19 protein-coding genes and 1 pseudogene are annotated in these 20,750 nt (G+C 40.7%); 11 read left to right on the top strand and 9 right to left on the bottom strand.

All coding sequences use genetic code 11. From position 1 onward, the window contains the following. Window positions 1-22: 22 nt before the first annotated feature. The 5 genes from ACRWP9_RS04670 (at window position 23) to ACRWP9_RS04650 (ending at window position 3,759) form a co-directional block, all read left to right on the top strand. Window positions 23-298, top strand: a complete 276-nt coding sequence (locus tag ACRWP9_RS04670) for an HPr family phosphocarrier protein (protein ID WP_434928122.1) — start codon at window positions 23-25, stop codon at window positions 296-298. Between the two features lie 344 nt (window positions 299-642). Then, the gene (locus ACRWP9_RS04665; protein ID WP_226411426.1) at window positions 643-792 is read left to right on the top strand and encodes a hypothetical protein; all 150 of its coding nucleotides are present in this window, start codon (window positions 643-645) and stop codon (window positions 790-792) included. A 31-nt stretch (window positions 793-823) separates the two neighbouring features. Then, window positions 824-1,072, top strand: a complete 249-nt coding sequence (locus ACRWP9_RS04660) for a transposase (protein ID WP_434928120.1) — start codon at window positions 824-826, stop codon at window positions 1,070-1,072. Window positions 1,073-1,465: 393 nt separating this feature from the next. After that, window positions 1,466-2,455: an ABC transporter substrate-binding protein gene (locus ACRWP9_RS04655; protein WP_434928118.1), complete on the top strand. Its 990-nt coding sequence runs from the start codon at window positions 1,466-1,468 to the stop codon at window positions 2,453-2,455. Next, window positions 2,455-3,759: a diguanylate cyclase domain-containing protein gene (locus tag ACRWP9_RS04650; protein WP_434928116.1), complete on the top strand. Its 1,305-nt coding sequence runs from the start codon at window positions 2,455-2,457 to the stop codon at window positions 3,757-3,759. Before ACRWP9_RS04655 ends, ACRWP9_RS04650 begins: the two co-directional genes overlap by 1 nt. Before the next feature lie 62 nt (window positions 3,760-3,821). Here the strand turns inward: ACRWP9_RS04650 and ACRWP9_RS04645 are convergent, their stop codons facing one another. Beyond that, the gene (locus tag ACRWP9_RS04645) at window positions 3,822-4,427 is read right to left on the bottom strand and encodes a hypothetical protein (RefSeq protein WP_434928115.1); all 606 of its coding nucleotides are present in this window, start codon (window positions 4,425-4,427) and stop codon (window positions 3,822-3,824) included. Window positions 4,428-4,622: 195 nt separating this feature from the next. On the opposite strand from ACRWP9_RS04645, the gene ubiD reads away from it, so the two are divergent. From ubiD to ACRWP9_RS04620, 5 genes and pseudogenes are all read left to right on the top strand, one after another. After that, entirely contained in the window at window positions 4,623-6,104 is a 1,482-nt protein-coding gene (ubiD, locus tag ACRWP9_RS04640) for a 4-hydroxy-3-polyprenylbenzoate decarboxylase (protein ID WP_434928114.1), read from the top strand. Between the two features lie 136 nt (window positions 6,105-6,240). After that, entirely contained in the window at window positions 6,241-6,939 is a 699-nt protein-coding gene (fre, locus tag ACRWP9_RS04635) for an NAD(P)H-flavin reductase (RefSeq protein WP_226411438.1), read from the top strand. 184 nt (window positions 6,940-7,123) lie between these two features. Further along, entirely contained in the window at window positions 7,124-8,662 is a 1,539-nt protein-coding gene (locus tag ACRWP9_RS04630; RefSeq protein WP_434928113.1) for a methyl-accepting chemotaxis protein, read from the top strand. Window positions 8,663-8,735: 73 nt separating this feature from the next. After that, window positions 8,736-9,314 (top strand): nucleoside triphosphate pyrophosphohydrolase family protein, encoded by a 579-nt coding sequence (locus ACRWP9_RS04625; RefSeq protein WP_434928112.1) that lies wholly within the window; start codon window positions 8,736-8,738, stop codon window positions 9,312-9,314. Window positions 9,315-9,622: 308 nt separating this feature from the next. Then, window positions 9,623-9,970 (top strand): annotated as a pseudogene (locus ACRWP9_RS04620) (transposase); the annotation flags it as partial. Between the two features lie 40 nt (window positions 9,971-10,010). Here the strand turns inward: ACRWP9_RS04620 and ACRWP9_RS04615 are convergent. The 7 genes from ACRWP9_RS04615 to uvrD all read right to left on the bottom strand — a co-directional run bounded on the left by ACRWP9_RS04615 (window position 10,011) and on the right by uvrD (window position 18,871). Then, window positions 10,011-10,586: a hypothetical protein gene (locus tag ACRWP9_RS04615; RefSeq protein ID WP_434928110.1), complete on the bottom strand. Its 576-nt coding sequence runs from the start codon at window positions 10,584-10,586 to the stop codon at window positions 10,011-10,013. A 108-nt stretch (window positions 10,587-10,694) separates the two neighbouring features. Beyond that, the gene (locus ACRWP9_RS04610) at window positions 10,695-11,117 is read right to left on the bottom strand and encodes a hypothetical protein (protein WP_434928109.1); all 423 of its coding nucleotides are present in this window, start codon (window positions 11,115-11,117) and stop codon (window positions 10,695-10,697) included. A 335-nt stretch (window positions 11,118-11,452) separates the two neighbouring features. Next, on the bottom strand, window positions 11,453-12,991 hold the full coding sequence (locus tag ACRWP9_RS04605) for a transposase (protein WP_434928107.1): 1,539 nt from the start codon (window positions 12,989-12,991) through the stop codon (window positions 11,453-11,455). Window positions 12,992-13,214: 223 nt separating this feature from the next. Continuing rightward, window positions 13,215-13,496 carry a hypothetical protein gene (locus ACRWP9_RS04600; RefSeq protein ID WP_434928106.1) on the bottom strand — a complete coding sequence of 94 codons (282 nt, stop codon included), beginning with the start codon at window positions 13,494-13,496 and terminating at the stop codon, window positions 13,215-13,217. A gap of 1,087 nt (window positions 13,497-14,583) precedes the next feature. Next, complete coding sequence (locus ACRWP9_RS04595; protein WP_434928104.1) at window positions 14,584-15,603, bottom strand: hypothetical protein; 1,020 nt, start codon at window positions 15,601-15,603, stop codon at window positions 14,584-14,586. Between the two features lie 212 nt (window positions 15,604-15,815). Beyond that, complete coding sequence (gene ubiA / locus ACRWP9_RS04590) at window positions 15,816-16,670, bottom strand: 4-hydroxybenzoate octaprenyltransferase (protein WP_434928102.1); 855 nt, start codon at window positions 16,668-16,670, stop codon at window positions 15,816-15,818. A gap of 17 nt (window positions 16,671-16,687) precedes the next feature. After that, entirely contained in the window at window positions 16,688-18,871 is a 2,184-nt protein-coding gene (gene uvrD, locus ACRWP9_RS04585; protein ID WP_226411450.1) for a DNA helicase II, read from the bottom strand. 217 nt (window positions 18,872-19,088) lie between these two features. Here uvrD and ACRWP9_RS04580 point away from each other — a divergent pair, with 217 nt between their 5' ends. Continuing rightward, entirely contained in the window at window positions 19,089-19,961 is an 873-nt protein-coding gene (locus ACRWP9_RS04580; protein WP_434928101.1) for a LysR family transcriptional regulator, read from the top strand. 142 nt (window positions 19,962-20,103) lie between these two features. On the opposite strand, the gene ACRWP9_RS04575 is transcribed toward ACRWP9_RS04580, so the two are convergent. After that, on the bottom strand, window positions 20,104-20,703 hold the full coding sequence (locus ACRWP9_RS04575; RefSeq protein WP_434928099.1) for a hypothetical protein: 600 nt from the start codon (window positions 20,701-20,703) through the stop codon (window positions 20,104-20,106). Between the last annotated feature and the right edge of the window lie 47 nt (window positions 20,704-20,750).

Raw genomic sequence — 20,750 nt, 5'->3', positions numbered from 1 at the left:
TTACTTGTCGGAACTTAACTAAATGAGTCTTTTACAGCGCCAAGTCATCATATCAAACAAGCTTGGTTTACACGCACGAGCGGCGACCAAACTGGCTATTCTTGCTAATGCATTCAATGCCAATGTTACCCTGATCCAGGGTGATAAAAAGGCCAGCGCCGCCAGTGTTTTAGGCTTATTAATGCTTGAAAGTGGCTTAGGTAAAACCATAGATATCATAGCTGAAGGGCCAGATGCACAATCTGCGCTTGATGCTATATGCGATTTAATTAATGACAAGTTCGAAGAAGGTTGTTGATCCTAATCACTTCCCCCAGCGATTGAATCTACTTTTTCATCATGAACCCACCTTTGCTTTAAAATAGCTAACCGTGTTTAATTTATTGAATTCCTCGCTTAACCAGAGCTAAGTTGAGGTTAAATTAATGCAGTTAGGATAATTTAAATCTCCCTCCGAATTAGTGCAATTGCACCATTATATTGCATACCCTACGACCACCACAGAAACCATAAAATCATAACGCATTGAAAATGAATAAAAAATAAATAAAAAAATAGTTGGCACGCTCTTTTCATATAGTAATTAGTACCTACAAAGTGGTACTAGATTTAAAGCTAGCAAGACTTATTGGAGAGAGCACTATGCGAAATACACAATTAACCTTAAATACGATTAATACTGTTTTTGGACATACTCTTAAATTGGCTAGCCCAATTTTTACAAAAATTCAGCAACACTACACATTTTTTGCCAATGTTGGTTTTAGTCAATGGGAAGTTGAAAAACGATAAATATCTGCATTCAAAAAAGTGGACTTTGATTATGAAAAAATACCTAAGCAATCGTTATCCAGACACACTAATCAATCAAGTGGTTAATCAAGTCACTAACCATAACCGCTTGTTATCAGAAGTAGCCAAGGAATATGGCGTTTCATCTAGAGTGGTATACCAATGGGTAAAATCAACGACTGAACCCGTTGAGGTTAAAAAAGATCTAATCACAGAACAAATAGCCACTTTACAAAGGCAAATCCAAAGCTTAAATAAACAATTGCAAATGATTGCATAAACCAGTTTCGGCAAGGGTGTTTGGATATATTCAATTATTCCCCAGTAATGGGATATATCAATGCAAACAACAACCACACATAATAATATGGCGCTAGAAGCCTAATAGTGACGCACTAACACCCTTGCCACTTTATCCGCACGACAATCCACAAGACAATCCACAAGACAATCCACAAGACAATAATTAGGCTAAGCCTTATTTAGCCCCTTAATAGTGAGTAATATTTTTACCGTTAACGCCAGCATTGAGATAATAAGGATTAGTCAAATTCAGATTGTAACTACGACTTTTTACTTACTTCTATAATAATTAACAGTTTTTTACTCAACAATTTAGCGAACATGTCTTTTAGCCACTACACTTACCATTATTAACTAAAATCAATTATGTATGAAATTTCAACTCCCAGTATTTATGTTGCTTGTTGCACTATTATTCGCATGTCAGCCCGATTCAACGGTTACCCCACAAAACAGTACGGTTAATGTTATCAAGATTGCAGTGTCTAATACTCCCTTATCGGCGCCTTTATTTATTGCACATAAAAAGGGTTTTTTTAAGCAGCATGGCTTAAATGTTGAATTAATTGAACACGAAGGTGGGGTAAAATGTTTTGAAGCACTTATCACTGAACAAGTCGATTTTGCCACCGCATCAGAAACTGTAGCTATGTTTAATAGCTTCTATCGTAGCGACTTTGCTATTTTAACCAGTTTTGTTGAATCTGATAATGATATTAAATTAATCAGCTTATCCGCGAAAAAGTATCAAAATCTAGCGAGTATTAAAAATGCCAAAATAGGTATCATCAAAGGTAGTGCCAGTGAATTCTTTTTTGATAGCCTACTGATACTTCATCATCAGCAAGACTTGCCTTTAGAAAGGGTCTACCTGAAACCTAATGAGCTATTAGCTGCACTAGAAAACGGTGAGGTAGATGCTATTTCAGCCTGGGAGCCATTGGGTTATCAAATATTACAAAGGAGTCAAAACGCTAACCAGGTTATGAGTACCAAAGGGCTGTATAACTTATCGTTTAACCTGCTCGGGTTAAAACAAAATCAAGTTAGTCTGAAAGATCGTCAAAGTTTACTTAAAGCGCTCAGTGATGCAATTGACTTTATTAGCGAGAACCCTACTGAATCGCAACTCATTGTCAGTCAAACATTAGACATGGATTTGCAACAACTGCGTTATTTATGGAAGGATTACTCTTTTCGAGTATCATTAAGTAATGCGTTAGTTTCAAACATACAGTCACAAGCCCAATGGGCAATTGACAATAGATTAGTCCTTAAAGATAATCGAATTGATGTCAGGATGATTATTGATAAACAGCTATTTGAATCCGCTATCAGTCAGCATCAGGATGAGCATTAATGACACTTGCGACACGACTAAAATTAACCGCTATTTTGTGTGCATTGTTAACGCTTGCAGTTGGTGAGGCTTTATTTCGAGCACACGACTACCAGCAGAAAATCTATCAACAACTTAACCACTCAATGCAAATTCAACTCAGCATTGACAGCCTTCGAAGCCAATTATGGCTTTATGAAGAATACGCTGACAAACTCAGTTTAACTGAGTTAAATGCCAGACAGGCTAGCTTAGCATTTGAGCTATCAAAAAACATGCAGTGGAATACTAAGCAACAGCAAGTATTAGATAATCTAAATCGCCTTAACACCAATATTAGAGTGCTATTTAATACTCAGCAGAGCTCAAAAAATGGCGAAACACCTGTAGAAAGAACCTCCACCTCAGTGCGGTTACTTAAAGTAAAATACAGCATGAATATTGAAAGAATGACTGAGGATATGTATCGTCTGCATCAACTGACCATTTCACAAGCAAAACAAACCCAACAATCTTTACTCATATCAATTTCCCTGGTCGTATTACTACTCTCTGCCATAGCAACCCTTTGGTCATCTATCACGCTGATTAGATTTAAACGCGGCATGAAAGCGCTTAATGACGGCATGCGAAAATTAGCTGCAGGTGACTTAGAAAGCCGTATTGCCTACACAATGAAAGATGAATTTTTCGAAATGAGCGACAATTTCAACCATATGAAGTCCTCATTACAGAACATCACCGTCAAAAAAGATCAGCTCAAACGAGAGGTCGCCAGGCAAACCGCAAAGCTAACCGCACAACAAGTCAAACTCACTTATTTAGCTGAACACGATGAACTCACCTCGATTTACAACCGCAGAGCATTTATAAAGCAAATTGATATTGCCATTGCCAGAGGCACAAGAAGGGATGAAAAGGCAGCGTTGTTGTTTATTGACCTCGATAGATTCAAAATTATTAATGATACTTTAGGCCATCAAATGGGGGATGAAGTATTAATTACCATAGCTCAGCGTCTCACTTCTCACCTTCGCAGCAGCGACTTTGTGGGCAGATTGGGTGGCGATGAGTTTGTTGTATGGTTAGATTATATTGATGATGTACATGATATTATTGCCAAAGTTAATCAGATAATCATGCTGATAGAGCAGCCTATAATAGCCAATGGTGAAATACTCAGTGTGGGGGCAAGCATTGGTATAAGTCAGTTTCCATTACATGGTAATAGTAGTGGTAGCCTTGTTACCGCCGCAGATACTGCCATGTATCTGGCAAAACAAAGTACTCATAACCACTACTGCTTATTTCAAAATACCAATTAAACCCGTTAGTCAGATATAATTACCAATCTATTTTGGCTGTACCTTTCATCGTTTGTATCCCTTTACTCTACTTTGATATAAGTTTCTGTAGACCAGTCATAGACATACCTGACCCCTTGCCACTCGTATAAAGTTTTCCCTTCGAGCTGAATCACTCTAGCATTTTCAGGTAAGGTTTTTATGCCACGGTCATATTGGATAGATGTGGTTGTTCTTTCTGGCGGAGTAACCACAACAGGTTCGACTCTGACTTCACGTCTAGGATATTCGTTGTATCGATTATAGTCATTTCGATCATAATCATAGTTTGCACGTCTGTTATTATACCAAGGGTCACGCCATCCCCAATCATTTCCCCATCGATAACCAGAACTCCAGCCAATGCCAATATTTGGCCCCCAGTGATTATTCCAGCCAGCCCCCCAACGCCAAGGGTCTTGGTACCCATATTGATTACCTTGTCGATAGTGTTGCCTATGGCTTGATTGATAGTGTTGTCGATGACCCTGCTGATAACCTTGGCTAATACTCTGTTGCTGACCAATAGATGAGTCAGTATCTTGATTGAGCAGATCGAACCTTAATGGCTCTTGTGCCAGAACGAAATGGCTACCGCTAATAATAACCGCAGACAGCAGCGTCTTTACAATATTGATTTTCATGATCATTTAACGTTACATCCCGGTTAATACATACATAGCTTTGTCAATGTCAAACCACCCAACTTCAGTTTACACCTAAGCCTCTTAATCACACATAAATAACGTACATATGACACCCCGATAGGGATCAAATGGCTTAACCTCAAATTATAAAAATGCTATAGTGCGCGCCACATCGAATTGCATATATAGGCGGTAGGTATGAGTTTCAAGGATTTACGCAGCTTCATTAACCATCTTGAAGCCAATGGTGAGCTCAAACGTATTAGTCATCCAGTTGACCCTCACCTTGAAATGACTGAAATAGCCGATAGAGTATTACGCTCCGGTGGCCCAGCCTTGTTGTTTGAAAACCCAGTTAATAATTCTATGCCTGTTTTAGTCAATTTATTTGGCACACCTAAACGTGTTGCTATGGCCCTAGGTAAAGACGATCCGCTAGCGCTGCGGGAAGTTGGTGAATTATTGGCATTTTTAAAAGAGCCAGAACCACCAACGGGTTTTAAAGACGCCATTTCAAAGATCCCAATGTTTAAACAAGCGTTAAACATGCCGCCTAAAACAGTGCGTAATCCACCTTGCCAAGAAGTCATAAAAACCGGTGACGAGGTTGATTTAACCTCTCTACCAATTCAACATTGTTGGCCGGGAGACGTCGCACCTCTGGTTACCTGGGGATTAACTATTACCAAAGGTCCACGTCAAAAACGCCAAAACTTAGGTATTTATCGTCAGCAGCTTTTGGGTAAAAACAAACTCATTATGCGCTGGCTAGATCATCGCGGTGGTGCATTAGATTTTAAAGATTTTAAACAAAAACACCCGGGAGAAAACTATCCAGTGGTCGTTGCACTGGGAAGCGATCCCGTCACTATTTTAGGTGCGGTAACACCAGTACCAGATTCTATGAGCGAATATGCCTTTGCGGGGCTTTTACGTGGCGAACGTACTGAAATATGTAAAGCAATCAGTTGTGATTTAGAAGTGCCCGCTACCAGCGAAATCATCCTAGAAGGCTATATAGCCCCCGATGAAGTTGCCGAAGAGGGTCCTTATGGCGACCATACCGGTTACTACAATGAAACCGATGCCTTCCCAGTCTTTACGGTAACGCATATTACTCACCGTAAAGATGCTATTTATCACAGCACCTATACTGGCCGCCCACCTGATGAGCCTGCCATGTTAGGCGTAGCACTCAATGAAGTCTTTGTGCCCATATTACGCAAACAATATCCAGAAATTATCGACTTCTATTTGCCGCCAGAAGGCTGCTCATATCGCATGGCGATTATCTCTATTCGTAAGCAATACCCTGGCCACGCTAAGCGAGTCATGATGGGTGCTTGGTCATTCCTACGTCAGTTCATGTACACCAAATTTATTGTGGTAGTCGATGACGATGTAAACTGTCGCGACTGGCAAGATGTCATCTGGGCAATCACAACGCGTATGGACCCTACACGTGATACCGTACTGATAGACAATACCCCAATTGATTACCTAGACTTTGCCTCGCCAATCGCTGGTTTAGGCTCAAAAATGGGCTTAGATGCTACCAATAAATGGCCTGGTGAAACCAATCGCGAATGGGGTACGCCGATAGTAATGGATAAGGCTGTTAAAGAGAAAGTTGATCAAATGTGGGAACAACTGGGTATTGATGGTCAAGCTACACTATAGAGTATGTTAATCTGTCGAAATACACTTTGATGATGAAAAAGTAACATCTCAGTAAGACGTGAGTTAAGAGTAACTAAACGCTATAATTTAGCAAATGATAAACCACCTTCAAAAGAAAGGGCTTAAAGGACGTTAGATGAAAACCATTCGTTGTCAGATTAAAAAAATCACCCCGTTTAATGACGCTGTATTCCAAGTCGTTCTTAAACCTGACACTGCTTTTGATTTTAAAGCGGGTCAGTATCTAAGTATTGTTATGGGTGAAAAAGACAAACGTCCTTTTTCTATTGCATCAGCACCCAATGCCGATGAAATTGAATTACATATCGGTGCTGCGGTAAGTGAAAGCTATCCAATGCAAGTGGTAGAGCGCTTAAAAAACGCTACTCACATTGATATTGAAGCCCCCGCTGGTGATGCCTATTTTCGCGAGGACAGTATCCGTCCGCGTATTTTGATTGCAGGCGGCACAGGTTTTTCATATATCAAAAGTATCATTGAGCACCAAATTGCTATCGGCGAAAAAGTACATACCCATTTTTATTGGGGATGTCGCACCGAAGATGCTATGTATTATCAAGCTATCGCACGTCAATGGCATCAAGCCCATGAGTGGTTAGAGTTCATACCTGTTATTGAACAGGCCGATGCAAATTGGACAGGCAAACAAGCCAATTTACTGGAACAAATTAAGCAAGATTTTATCAGCCTTAATGGATATGACGTCTATATTGCTGGACGATTCGATATGGTAGGCGCTGCGCGTGAAGTATTTAGAGCCCAAGGTATCGAAGAAGCCCATCTTTATGGTGATGCTTTTGCATTCATAAAGTAGTTATTGAAATATTTAAAGCTTCTTTAAAACCGACTCTCTGAGTCGGTTTTTTTATTGATAATGCTAACTTAATACCTCTTTAGTAAGATCTAACGTGAAAGTTATCCCTTCATCATCTAATATTGGTAATAACAAACAATTAAAGCCTACGCTGTGCGTACGTTAAACATTATGGAAGTATCTGATGCGAAACAAGCCCATTATTAATAAGGAAGTTGAACTAAAAGCGGGCGACGAGTTGGTGTCAATAACCGATACTCGCGGTATTATTACCTATGCAAACCCCATTTTCATTCGAATATCGGGTTACAGTGAGCAGGAGCTTGTTAGCCATAACCATAACCTAGTACGTCACCCCGACATGCCAGCAGAGGCATTTAAAGAGCTTTGGGATAAATTAAAAGCGGGTGAATCTTGGCGTGGTATCGTTAAAAATCGTTGTAAGGATGGCAGTTATTATTGGGTTGATGCTTTTATATCCCCTCTATTTGAAAATGGTAAAGTAATCGGTTATCAATCTGTTCGGATAAAAGCAAAGCCTGAATATATTGCTAGGGCCACTAGCCTATACGCCAAAATCAAACAGGGCAAAAAGCTATCTTCACCCATGAGTTTCAGCCATAAAAAAACGGTCGCTGCTATAATAATCATGACAGCTGTTATCGCAATGGCAGTGATGTTCAATATTGGCACCGCACTCTTCACCCTGGCGTTATCCATTTTAATGGCCGTTCTTTTCAAGGATGAGCTGTTCACTATTCCCGCTAAAATACAGCAGTTACAGCAAAAATATGACTCAGTAAGTCGTTTGGTATTTTGTGGTAACGGCAACAGCACTGTATTAGATTTTCAGCTGATCCTTAATCAGGCAAAAATGCAGGGAGTGCTTGGGCGTGCGCAGGATCAAGGTAATAACCTTGATCAAATAGCCAATGAACTTGTTGCCTCATCTAAGCAAGCTAATCGCAGTATTGAGCAACAACAGAATCAGATTAATCATATCGCTACCGCGATAGAAACAATGAACAACACGGTGTCAGATATGGCACAACACGCCTTATCCACATCACACCATGCAGAAGAAGCCCAACTGGTCTGTGTTGAAAATCGCCAAACCATGCAAAACAATAAGAAACAAATTGAACTGCTAAGTCATTCAGTGACCACAGCGGCTGAAAATTCGCATTTATTAACCAAAGAAGCGGAAAATGTGTCTAATGCGATGCTTGAAATCAACGGTATTGCTGAGCAAACAAATTTACTGGCACTAAATGCCGCCATTGAAGCAGCCAGAGCCGGTGAACAAGGCCGAGGTTTTGCCGTCGTTGCTGATGAGGTTCGCGCCTTATCCAGCCGAACGCAGCTCTCTACCGATACTATATCTAAAAGTATTCAGTCAATGCACACCATGCTACATGACTGGTCTGTTCAAATGCAAAACAGTAAGCAACAAGCCGAAGTTTGTGCAAATGAAATGGGGCAAGTGACTGAAAAATTTGATCAAGTGTATCAACGCATGAGTGAAATAAATCAGTTTACCCAGCAAAGTGCGGTGGCAACAGAGCAACAAAAAAATGTAACCGTTGAAATGACCCATAATATTCATCAAATAAGTCAGCTTAGCCAAAGTAATGTTGATAATTTAAATGTGATAGGATCGGCGGCAATAAACATTCAGCATCATGCTGAAAAGGCCAAAGGCTTACGTAATACATTTGGGTAACGTTATTAAACCTAACATAGTTACCTTATCACCCAATACATGAACGACTCATTACCCATTTATAAGGTTCCACATGCAATTAAGTCAGTTAACTCAGCCTATTTTTGATCACCTTTACCATGATATTTTTGAATTTCGCAGCACATTTGACCTTCCAGTTGCCGACGAATCAAGTTTAGATAACAAAGCAGATACCCTTCACACCTCGCTTATTATTGAAGAGTTAACTGAGCTAGCTGAGGCAGATTGTAAAGTTGAACAGGCTGATGCCATTGTTGACTCTGTATATGTGTTAATGGGTCGTTTAGTCCACTTAGGTGCGTCTCAGGTAAGTGATCGTTTAGAAATTAGCTATCTGATTGATCTGTTGCTAAATGTGGCTAAAAACCGTGAAATAGATTTTATAAAATGCTGGGATGAAGTGCACTCAAGTAACATGAGTAAAGTGTGTCGCAATCAACAAGAGTTAGATGAGACAATTGCTCATTACGCCAAACAAGGCGTAGAAATTGTTGGCAGTCAAAAAGGTGAGTTTTTAATTGCTAAGTGCGCTAAAGATGTTGAAATGGCGGGTAAAACCGTTCGTCAAGGCAAGGTATTAAAGTCAGTTTATTATCGCCCAGCAGATTTAACATCGTTAGTTAAAGGTTAAGGCTTAAAGCTTAAAGCGGTTGTCTGCTAAAACACGCCTAATGTTTAGGCAAAGCAACAAAATAGAATGCGCTTATCGTATTAACGGTAAGCGCATTTGTTGTATTTAATTTAGTCGTTTATCCTGAGCATACTAAATGCCTGTCCCACTCAATGTCTCAACAGCAATCACTCTGGTTAGTGTAACGAGTCCAATACTTCATGGGTACTATTGCCTGCCACAGGGATGTTCAGGATGAACGGAATGTCGTGATCACATGGATGTAAAAGTTAGAAGGTGTCTTTTTATAAAAATTTACCCTGACCCGACTAAATCAAATTGCTGCTGCGTCCATCATCAGCAACCTACCAGAATTAGGTTATATCAATAACAAAGAAGCCAGCTCATTAGTTGGTGTTGCACCCATGAATAAAGAAAGTGGACGTTTCAAAGGGCATAGAAAGATCCAAGGGGGTCGGCATCAAGTGAGAACGGTTTTATACATGGCCATGATGTCAGCGATACAATCTAACCCTGTTTTTAAAGAGACTTATCAGCGGTTAGTTGCGGCAGGAAAATCAAAGAAAGTGGCTATTATTGCCTGTATTAGAAAGATGGTTGTGATCTTAAATTCGATGTTAAGAGATGGTGTTTTATGGGACGCGCCAAAAGCATAAAATTAACTATTGACGCCATAGTCTCTTGTTATAAATCAACTTACATCTGTTCTAATAGTTTTACAGCCATTCGGGTAATTCTGAATACACGATTTCCATGTGAACTGTAGTCGAGTATTAAAAGATCTAGATTAACTAATTGTGCCAAGTCATCTTCAATAAACCTTTGTTCTGTAATCTCAATGCTGCCTTGGGTATCCATGAAAATAAAACTAGGTAAACCATATCCTTTATTTTCAGTAAATGAACTTCCCCCTGTAGAGTTTAATTGACTGATAATTGAAATTGCTTGTTCAGAGAGCTCTACATTAGGTGCTAAGGCATTTGATATTTCTTTAAAACCACCAATTGATGACGATAAAACTAATAAAGTTTCATCCAAACTAGCAAGTTTTTTTAACACAACTTCATGATTTTGATTTAAGAGAGATTTAATTCCAAGCCCTAACAGGTGGTTGGATGTTATTTCTTCCATTAGGCTTTTATGTCTTTTGCTATCTAGCCAACTTACAAATTCCTGATATTCATTATCAGATGAAGCTTTTCTTTCTGATTTGAAGTTACTTAGCAAACCAACAATAGTCGCAAAAGTAGTTGCCGCTGTGAATGCTTCCACCAACCTCTCCTTGATTTATAACGCTCCAAGCTGGTGCTTTTGCGAGTGTTTTGGCCGCATGCGGCCAGCGAGTAAAAGTCACACAGACTTGGCTTGTTAGGAAAGCCATCAGCAAAATAATTTAGAGATTTGTTCATCTGTATTTCTCAATATTTCTTTCCAACTGCTCAAGCTGCTATAAGGGAAATCAAACTTAACAAATATCTCTTTTTTTAATAAATAAAATGTGCACTCACCAATTTCGTCAGAAAGTGTATAACAAGAACCTCGATAATCGTTGATTGAAATATCGGGGTTGTTATCAAAATAATGGTATACACCGACAGAGTCATCCAGAACAGATTTCAATTCCAAACCCGGCATATTTATTTTTTCAGTATTTTCTATCAAGAGAGCCAAATTCGCCATAAAGGCGGATCCTTGAAGCATATTTTCGGTATTTAGATGAACATAAACATTACCAGTAAAATTCTTAGCCGGCATTGACAGAGTCACTTCAGTGGCGTTTTCTTCATAAGATATAGCTGCCACCGAATGCTTTGAAGAAAGGCATAACTTCCTTTTGTTTGACAATTCGATAGACTTTGATGAATCACACGATGAAAGGATTGCAGTAAGGCATAGGATTAATACTAGTAACGTTCGATCCATCGACGCTGATCTCATTTGGGTTTCCTAACGAGCCTGTAGAATTACTCGTTTTTAAATTCATTTTGATTAATGAACAAACAATATCTGAGTTTCTATTTTGATTCAATTATTTAGTGGTGTTTAGATTACTATTTAACATGCTGATGTATTGTTGTTTTTAGAGGGAGTATAAGGCAGGTTTGGTGAGTTTTTGAGGTGAAAAGGGCTTACCCTTCTTAGTGCATCACGTGTTGCAGCTTTTCTATGTTGTGAACAAGGCAATACAGTTGCCACTGGGCATTAACTTTGACTTGGCCGCGTAAGGTCAATTTATTCATCCCTTTGTTGACCGTAATATTGCCAAACACAGGCTCAATGCAACCCAGTCGTTTGCTATATTGCCGCCGCCCCATCGGGCTGTCTATTTTCACTTTCATCTTGTCGGTGTAACTCAGCTTTTTCCGTGAGGCATCATTTTTAAACTGCACTTGCCGCCCCGTTTTTATCGGCGGTTTTCGCATGCATTGCTGTTGCAGCGGACAGATTTTGCAATCTTTTAAATAACCACAGAATCGGGTGTATTCTTGGTTATAGCTTTTGACATTGATGCCGCTTCGCCACATCTCATTGCCTGCGGGACATCGGCAGGTTTGTGTTGCTTCATCATAATGAAAGTCATCACAGGTAAACAATCTTGGCTTGCCGTTACGTCGTTTTAATCTGCGCTTTTCTTGCTCGGTTTCGTAAGTTTCACTTTCTTTAAACAACGGGTTTCGTTTTCTAAATTGGTTATCTGCGATGTAGGTATCAAAGCCACTTTGCGCCATAAATGCCAGATTAGCTTCGCTGTTGAACCCGCTGTCTGCCGTGAATTTTATGGTGTGTTCGTTTGAGGGGTTATCGATATTGAGCTTTTCGAGTTGTTGTTTTAATTGCGTGACCGCGGGCTGAAGCGTTTGTTGTTCACCGACCGAACCCCACGTTTGTGCTTGTAAAATAATTTGATGTTTATCATCGTTTATCGCAATACCATTGTAACCTTGAATGGTGCCTTTGGATGTGGTCATCTTTGCGCTGTCAGGGTCGGTTATATTGCTTTTTACAGGCTTGCCTTGACTGCCTATTTTTTCTTGGTGTGTCGCGAGGAATGCCGTTATTTTGTCCGCACTTTTATCCAACTTTTCTTTTTGTTTTAAGTCTTGTGTGACGAGCTCTTCACTTAGGCCATCTTGAGCTTGATGACGCTCAATAATGCGTTTGCTTGCCCGCGCTAATTTTGCTTTTTTACGGTCGAGTTCATCGAACGTACCGCTCCACTCTTTGCTCGCATTTGACTTTAACTTACAACCATCGATGGCAAACATGTTGCGGCCGATGAGCCCTTCTTCATCACAAATCAGCAGCACTTGAGTAAATAAGGGTTCTATTTGTTCATGCATTTTAGCCACGAAACCCGCTATCGATGTGTAATGTGGCTGTACATCACCCGACACGCTCATGAACAAAATATTGTTTTCACACGCCTTAGCAATACGTCGACTGCTAATTAAACCATGCGCATACCCGAGTAAAATAATTTTGAGCATAACTGCCGGTGAATACGCTGCCGCACCCGTTTTATCATTGTGATACCAAGCATCAAACCCTGATAAGTCGAGTTTGTTTTCGATAATATAACAAAGGGCATACTCAAATGTACCAGGCAGAATTTGCTCTGAAAAATTGATGGGAATGAATTTACTTTGGCAGGATAAGTCAGGCTTATAGTTGGCCATAACAATTTACTGTAGGTGAATAATATCTATTAGATCACAGACACCGATACGCCACAAGCTCAAAAAACAACCAATTAACTTTATTTGTAAATAGACGTTAAAAACGGCTCCTGGGGAGAAATTCTACAGCCTCAACGCCTTACTAATGGGCGCATAAATGCTTGGCTAAAATTAGCGACGAAGGAGCACAAGCCAAGCGTTTTGCGTCCTTTTGAGTAACTTGTTAGTGAGCATCGTTAATTGGCCAGATAAACTTACGAGCCAATGAAAACACAATCATACCTATGAACGCTGCAGCCGTACCACCGAAAACTTGAGCGACAGGCCACATTGAAGCCCCACCACCTTGATAAGGTACAAAATACTCTTCGTATAAAAGTTTACTTAATAGTCCCAACCATGGAACAACACCTGCGACTACAATTGCTCGCTTATGTTTCATAAACCTCGCGACCAATAATCCAGTTAAACTTGATAAGGTTATTATAATAAACCAGACATCCATTTAAGCCTCCTGCTCACTAACAGCTTATTGAAGGGCAAAAAAAATTAAAGTCTCCCTTTTAAGTGATTGATTAATATCATCCTACATTTACTATCTTCTTGATGTAAAGCTGTTTTATTTAACTCAACTGACAAATAAAAGCGAGGTTGCGCGTTAAAAGTGGACTCTATATTCAAAAGGAAATAAAAACACATTTATTTCAATGCATTAAAAAATAAACAAATTATTTATCGTACTACTTTAGTTTACTTATTAGCCAATTTAACTTAAAAAAACACTAAAAACCATTACAACTGTTTTTGTATACAGTACACACAACATAAAGGTGAGAAATATAGCTTACACAGGATACTTATCCGATATTTATAAGCCAGATACTAAATTAGTTGGGTCAGGGTAAACATTTTAGGGGAGTTAATAGGCACATGTTATTAAATGGTTTTTCTTCCCTAAATGGCGCACTCGATGATAGTGTTCGAGGTAACCCTACTTTGTCCTTAAGTTTTCATACTTTAATCTACTTTATAGCTTTAATTCAATGTTTTAATACAAGCTATATTGGGTAGGTTAAGTCAATTCGTGACTTTAATCTAACCAATTGCATGCCGCAAGTTCTTATGCAGATGATATTTTCGCATCTTCGATTTAACTTCATTTGTAACAATTCTATAAGAAAAGCTGGGATGTCCGTTTTGAATTGAGGCCATCTAGAAAAGGCCGTGAGCTTGGCATGGATGCCACGCTAGCTTTCGTTGGGCCAGGGACGGCCCATCGGAAGCGTTAGGACTTTTTGACAATGGCCGAAGCCGATTAAAATGAGGTTTAAAACTGGATCGATCCCCATCGAAAACATGCGCTTTTCAGCATTTTTCGTCTGGGGCGCTGAGGGTTTCCAAAGGGGCGCAAGCGTTTTGCCCCTTTGGTCTGGTGTGGGCGAAGCGCCACGACTTCCCTCGGCCGTTTAGGCCGCAGAACAATAAGACCATCAGAAGCATTAGGTTATTTTATATTAGGCGACAATAGCCTAAGCCGGTTACAGATGAAGTTTAAAGCTGGATCGAACCCCATAGAAAACAGAGACGTTTGGTTAAGTCGCCATTCCTGCTCTGCTAGCTTCAATCGCTGCAATCACATCTTGTGGCTTATCAACACTCAAATGAATCATACTCATCGGCTCGGGCAATTGCCCCATGCCTCCGTGGTAAATAACAGGCTTTACTAAGTTAAGGGTTAAATTAGTCGGCCCTCGCCCGATTGAGATAACCTCAGTATCATCTTTAGTTTCAGACTTCGCTTCTTGATTGAGCATGCAGGAAATATCAGCCATATCTATCACCATAAAACCCCATAAGGAATTATTGATAACCAGCTTATTACGCAGAATATATATCGAGTAGTAACGCGACACTCTATGGTTGGCCACTATCGACATCAAGGTATAACCAATGAAAGACGATACTATAATGGCCACTAATTGGCTCCACGACTGCAATAACACATAGCTAGTAATCAATGCCGCAAGACAAGCCAGCACCATGAATGCAATATGCCACCTAGAAGCGCTAATAAGATTGATATGAGCGATTGCGGGTTGTTGATGGCGTGAAAACCAGGGAATTGCATAAAGCCAGTTAGTCGCTTCGCTGGCAAGAATAAGCGCAAGGGTTAAACTTTTATCATCACCTTCTCGGTAGGTTTCAACTGCGCCGAATCTGGGGTCACCTTTCAGTTTTCTGACCTTAAACAGTCCGCGAATAACACTGAACATTAAGTACAGTTGAATAACCAATAACACAGCAATGATAGGGTAGCGCACCCACATCACAAACTCGAAATAATGGCTTAACTCCGCAGGGTAACTCAATCTTGCGACTAAGCTGCTTAAGCTCAATACCATGATGATTTTCCACAGCTTTTGCTGGCCTACTTTGATGATGCAATACCAATACGCAATGGGTAGAAGGATAAAATAGACGCCAGAAATAGTGCCAAGCAGCCATTTTTCATTGTCTGTACTCAAGGACTCGGGCGTAAAATTCACCCCCACCACGAAACACACCAATGCTAATAGCAGAAACAATAAACGAAACTTTACCTGTGAGCGCATCAAACAATCCTTGTAGATTTAAATACTTAGCAAATTTGGTCATGACGTTCAGCATATAGACCCACAAATTATTAACAAATTAAATTTGTTAATAATTATGTTTGCTGAGTAATAAACAACAAAAAACCGCTAAATAGCGGTTTTGAGTGCATCAAGGTTAATGTTTAACAATTAACATTTAAAAGACTCGCATTTAAAAACAGCTAACAGGATTAGATGAGGTAGTCGGCAGCTAACGTTAAAAATAATACCAAACCCACCCAATTATTATTTAAAAAAGCGGTGAAACAAGCTGTGCGTTCACGCCTATAAATCATCCATTGCTGATAACCACTGAAGCCGATAAAAGCGATAATTCCTAGTGCATATACTAAACCACGTTCAGCTAATAAGCCCGCCATAATAAAACACCCAAGCGCGGCTAACTGAAACAAGCCAATCCAATGCCTATCAAAACGACCAAATAAAATGGCGGTAGATTTAATACCGACTTTGACATCATCATCCCTGTCGACCATGGCATACATGGTGTCGTAAGCCACTGTCCAGCACCAATTGGCCATAAATAGCCACCATGCTTCAACAGGAACAGTGCCTAACTGGGCCGCATAGGCCATCGGAATAGACCAACTCCACACAATGCCCAAAAACATTTGTGGCATGTTAGTCACCCGTTTCATAAACGGATACATCACAGTTAAAATAATGCCGACAACCGAAAGCTGCACCACTAAGGTATTTAACAGCAGCACCAATGAAAATGCCACTAGGCCTAAAATAGCAAATAAGCTCAGCGCTTCTTTAACGCTGATTTCACCCGAAACTAATGGCCTATTTTGGGTTCGCTCAACGTGAGCATCTAATTTACGATCGGCAAAATCATTAATAATGCAGCCACAAGCGCGCATTATAATCACCCCAACAATAAAGATAACCAGCACTTTAATGTCTGGCATTCCCTTGGCTGCCAGTAACAGCGCCATCAAACACGGCCACAATAACAGTAAAGTCCCTATGGGTCGGTCGATGCGCATTAAGCGTGCATAGGCGTGCAGTTTTTGTTTCACATCAAGATCCTTCTTGCTTAACAGGCTTCGAGTTTCGCTAGACTAACCAGTAACCATTTACTGCCAAAGTCGCGAAAGTTAACCTGTACTCGCGCTTTTTCACCTGTACCTTCAAAGCTTGTCACCACGCCTTCAGAGAACTTAAAATGTTTCACTTTTTGGCCAACACTGAATCCGGTGGTATTGGCGGGTGATTGGCTAAACCCAGTACTGACGCCTCTGGCGGGAAAACGCTGACTGATTGACGGCGAAACCTGGGCGCGTAGTCGAATTTGCTCAACGTATTGCTCAGGTATTTCATTAATAAAACGGGATGGACGGGCGTAATCTTCGCGGCCATAAATTCGTCTGGATTCTGCATAACTGATATACAGCTTCTTCATGGCACGGGTCATACCCACATAGCAAAGACGACGTTCTTCATCTAAACGATCGCCTTCATCTAATGCCATTTTACTCGGGAAAAGCCCTTCTTCCACCCCAGACATAAACACCATTGGAAACTCTAGTCCTTTAGCGGAATGCAAAGTCATTAATTGCACCGCATCAGTAAAGGCATCAGCCTGACCTTCGCCAGCCTCTAACGCCGCATGGGATAAAAAGGCGTTTAACTCGCCCATATCTTCGAGCTCTTCTGGCATTTCAAAGCTTTTGGCTGCGGTAACTAGCTCATTTAAGTTTTCTATCCGCGCCTGGGCTTTTTCGCCCTTTTCTGCCTCGTACATGGTCCGTAAACCGGATTGATTAATGACAGTATCCGTCATGCGATACAACAACATATCAGCGGTATCTGTGCGCATATTAATCACTAAGTCCATAAAGCCACGCACGGCATTAGCGGCACGACCGGCCAGTACTTTTTCTTCCAATAGACGTAAACTCGCCTGCCACAGGGTTAATTGTTGTTGCCTTGCGGTAGAGCGCATAATTTCAAGGGTGCGATCGCCAATGCCACGTGTAGGCGTATTCACCACACGTTCAAAGGCTGCATCATCATCTTTGTTATTGATTAGGCGCATGTAACCCATAGCATCTTTAATTTCTTGACGATCAAAGAAGCGTAAGCCGCCATAAATGCGATAAGCGACACCACGATGCAATAAGGCTTCTTCAAGCACACGAGACTGGGCATTGGAGCGGTATAAAATCGCGCAGTCACTTAAGCTGCCGCCCTTTTCTTGCCAGTCATTAATGCGACCAACAATAAACTTAGCTTCATCCATTTCATTGAAAGCGCAATAAACTGAAATAGGCTCGCCATCTTTATCTTCGGTCCACAGTTTTTTGCCTAAACGATCGGGGTTATTGGCAATCAGATCGTTAGACGCTTTGAGGATATTGCCGGTCGAGCGGTAGTTTTGCTCTAGGCGAACCGTTTCTGCACCGGGGAAGTCTTTTAAGAAACGGTGTAAGTTTTCAATTTGAGCGCCGCGCCAGCCGTAAATAGATTGGTCGTCATCACCGACAATCATTACATTTGCGGTATTACCTGCCAGTACGCGGATCCACGCATATTGAATCGCGTTGGTATCTTGAAACTCATCGACTAAAATATGGCGAAATCTGTCCTGATAATGTGCCAATATATGCGGCTTATTCAGCCATAACTCATGGGCACGCAATAGAATTTCCGCAAAATCGACTAGACCCGCGCGATCGCAAGACTCTTGATATATTTTGTAAATATTAAGCAGATTTTGTTCAATCGGAAACCCACCAGCATCAATATGCTTAGGTCTTAACCCTTGATCTTTTTTGCCATTGATATATGCCTGAGCTTGTCTTGGAGGATATTGTTTATCATCTAGGTTGAGACTTTTTAAGATGCGCTTTAATAATCTGAGCTGATCGTCAGAATCAATAATCTGAAAGGTTTGCGGTAAATTAGCATCTTGAAAATGGGTGCGTAAAATTCGATGGGCTAAACCATGGAAGGTGCCTATCCACATGCGCCCCATATTGCTGCCAACTACTTTTTCAACACGCTCACGCATTTCTGCTGCGGCTTTATTGGTAAAAGTTACCGCCAGAATAGAATATGGACTTTGCTGTTCAACCTGCATTAACCAAGCAATACGGTGGGTTAACACCCGAGTTTTGCCGCTGCCCGCGCCGGCTAATACCAGCATGTTAGATAAAGGTGCGCCGACGGCTTCGCGTTGCTTGTCATTCAGGCCGTCTAATAATGATGATACGTCCATTTTTCCTCCCAGAAATCTGCGCGCATTATAGCGCCAAACAGATACTAGATGCGATGAAAGCCCATGGATTTATGTCCCAATATAATCTTTACTTCCTATAAAGGATTAAAAATGGCTAACTAATGTTCACTTATTGAGTCTTAAGTAGTCATAAATTGACAACAATAGACACTAAAACTACTATAATTGTTCATTTATCTAAGCGGGTTATATTAATTTGAACATCAATGATTTAGAGCTATTTATTTTGGTAGCTGAGCAAGGCAGTTTTGCTAAAGCTGCAGAATCATTGAATACCCGCCGTGCATTAGTCAGTCGCCGCATTGCTGAATTAGAAAAACAACTTGGCGCACCTTTATTCACCCGTACAACTCGGGTTATGGCGCTCACATCCTCCGGTGAACTCTATTTGGAACAAGTTGCCCCGCTACTCAAACAGCTTAAAAATGCCTCGTTTATTTTCAAAAACCGCTACAACGAAATACAAGGGCGTGTTCGCATCGGCTTATTGCCTTTTGTCGATAAGATGTTAGATAAAAAAATCGCTAGTTTTGTGCATGCTTATCCACAAGTGCAATTAGATATCATGGTGATTTCAGGCGGTTATAAAGATATACTTAGATTAGATTTAGATATGGTTATTGATATCAATCAACAGCATGATAGCCAGTTTACGACTCAGTCATTACTTAGTTTTGAACGCAAGATTTATGCAAGCCCGAGTTACCTTGAAAAATCATCTGTGATAGAAACCGTTGATGATTTGCAGTATCAATCCTTACTTGGCTTTAGAAACACTAATGGCTTGGCTGAAGATAAATGGACGTTTCAACAAACCTCAATTACGGCTAACCACAAAGTAATTTGCACTGATTACAACTCTTTGTATAACCTGTGTTTAGGCGGTGCGGGGATTACGCTGTTACCGCAAACTATTGCTAACGAAGCGATAGCCAACCAACAATTAGTCAATGTGTTACCTGAATTGAGCGCAGGCTTTACTGACCTAAATTTAATTTACCCGCATGATGCCCACTTATCTAATGCCGCAAAAGTATTTATAGAGCACCTTACCCGTCCACTAAAATAGTTGTTATAGCTTTAGCACTCAAAAAAATGCGGTTTGCTGCAAGGTACTGAGTGCGTTTGCGACACTTCACACCTTGCAACAACTGAATATTAAAATTTTATCTCTCTAATACTCATCCCATTTAGCCTAGACTCAACAACCCTTAATTAATAACAAGCTGCTGCTCTACTTCATTGGCTGCATATTGCCAATGTAAATACTGTGGCTGATTACCGTCATAAAACCAGACAACTGCTATTAAGTCGCGTTGGTGGTTTGCAACCAATAACGATTCGCTCAGTTGGCCGTTATCAAGTGCGCCCCTTAATAAACACGATTCATAGTTCACGCTGATGGTTTGCCCTTGCTGCTCAAACTTATCGCACAAAGAAAAATAGCCTCTTTTTCCGCTGGCGATGTCGACGTTTATCGATAACGTAAATGCGGCTTGCAAATCAAAATCTGGATCCACAATCAAGTCATCAAGTGATGTGGGATCCGGCACAGGCTCGACAACCGGCGGAGTTGGCGGTATCGGCGGTGTTATGGTGGTAGGTGGCGTCGTTGTTGGCGGTGTGGTTGCCGGAGGCGTCACTTGAACTGCAGGTGCACTGTCACCACCGCCGCCTCCCCCACAGGCCGTTAACTGTAACAGCAGAGTTAACGTTAATAGGCCAAATAACGGCTTACTTTCACGCTTACTGTTAAATGATTCTCTTACCTTTGAGCTTAAGGTTAATCTGGTTATGTTTGCATATTTCATATCGTTCACCTTCATTGTGTATTAGGCCAATCATTGCTGATAATTAC

Origin of the sequence: Shewanella sp. HL-SH2, assembly GCF_051164935.1 — a bacterium.
GTDB lineage: Bacteria > Pseudomonadota > Gammaproteobacteria > Enterobacterales > Shewanellaceae > Shewanella > Shewanella glacialimarina.
The sequence above is the reverse complement of the archived record's forward strand: the minus strand, read 5'-3'. Positions and strand labels throughout refer to the sequence as shown.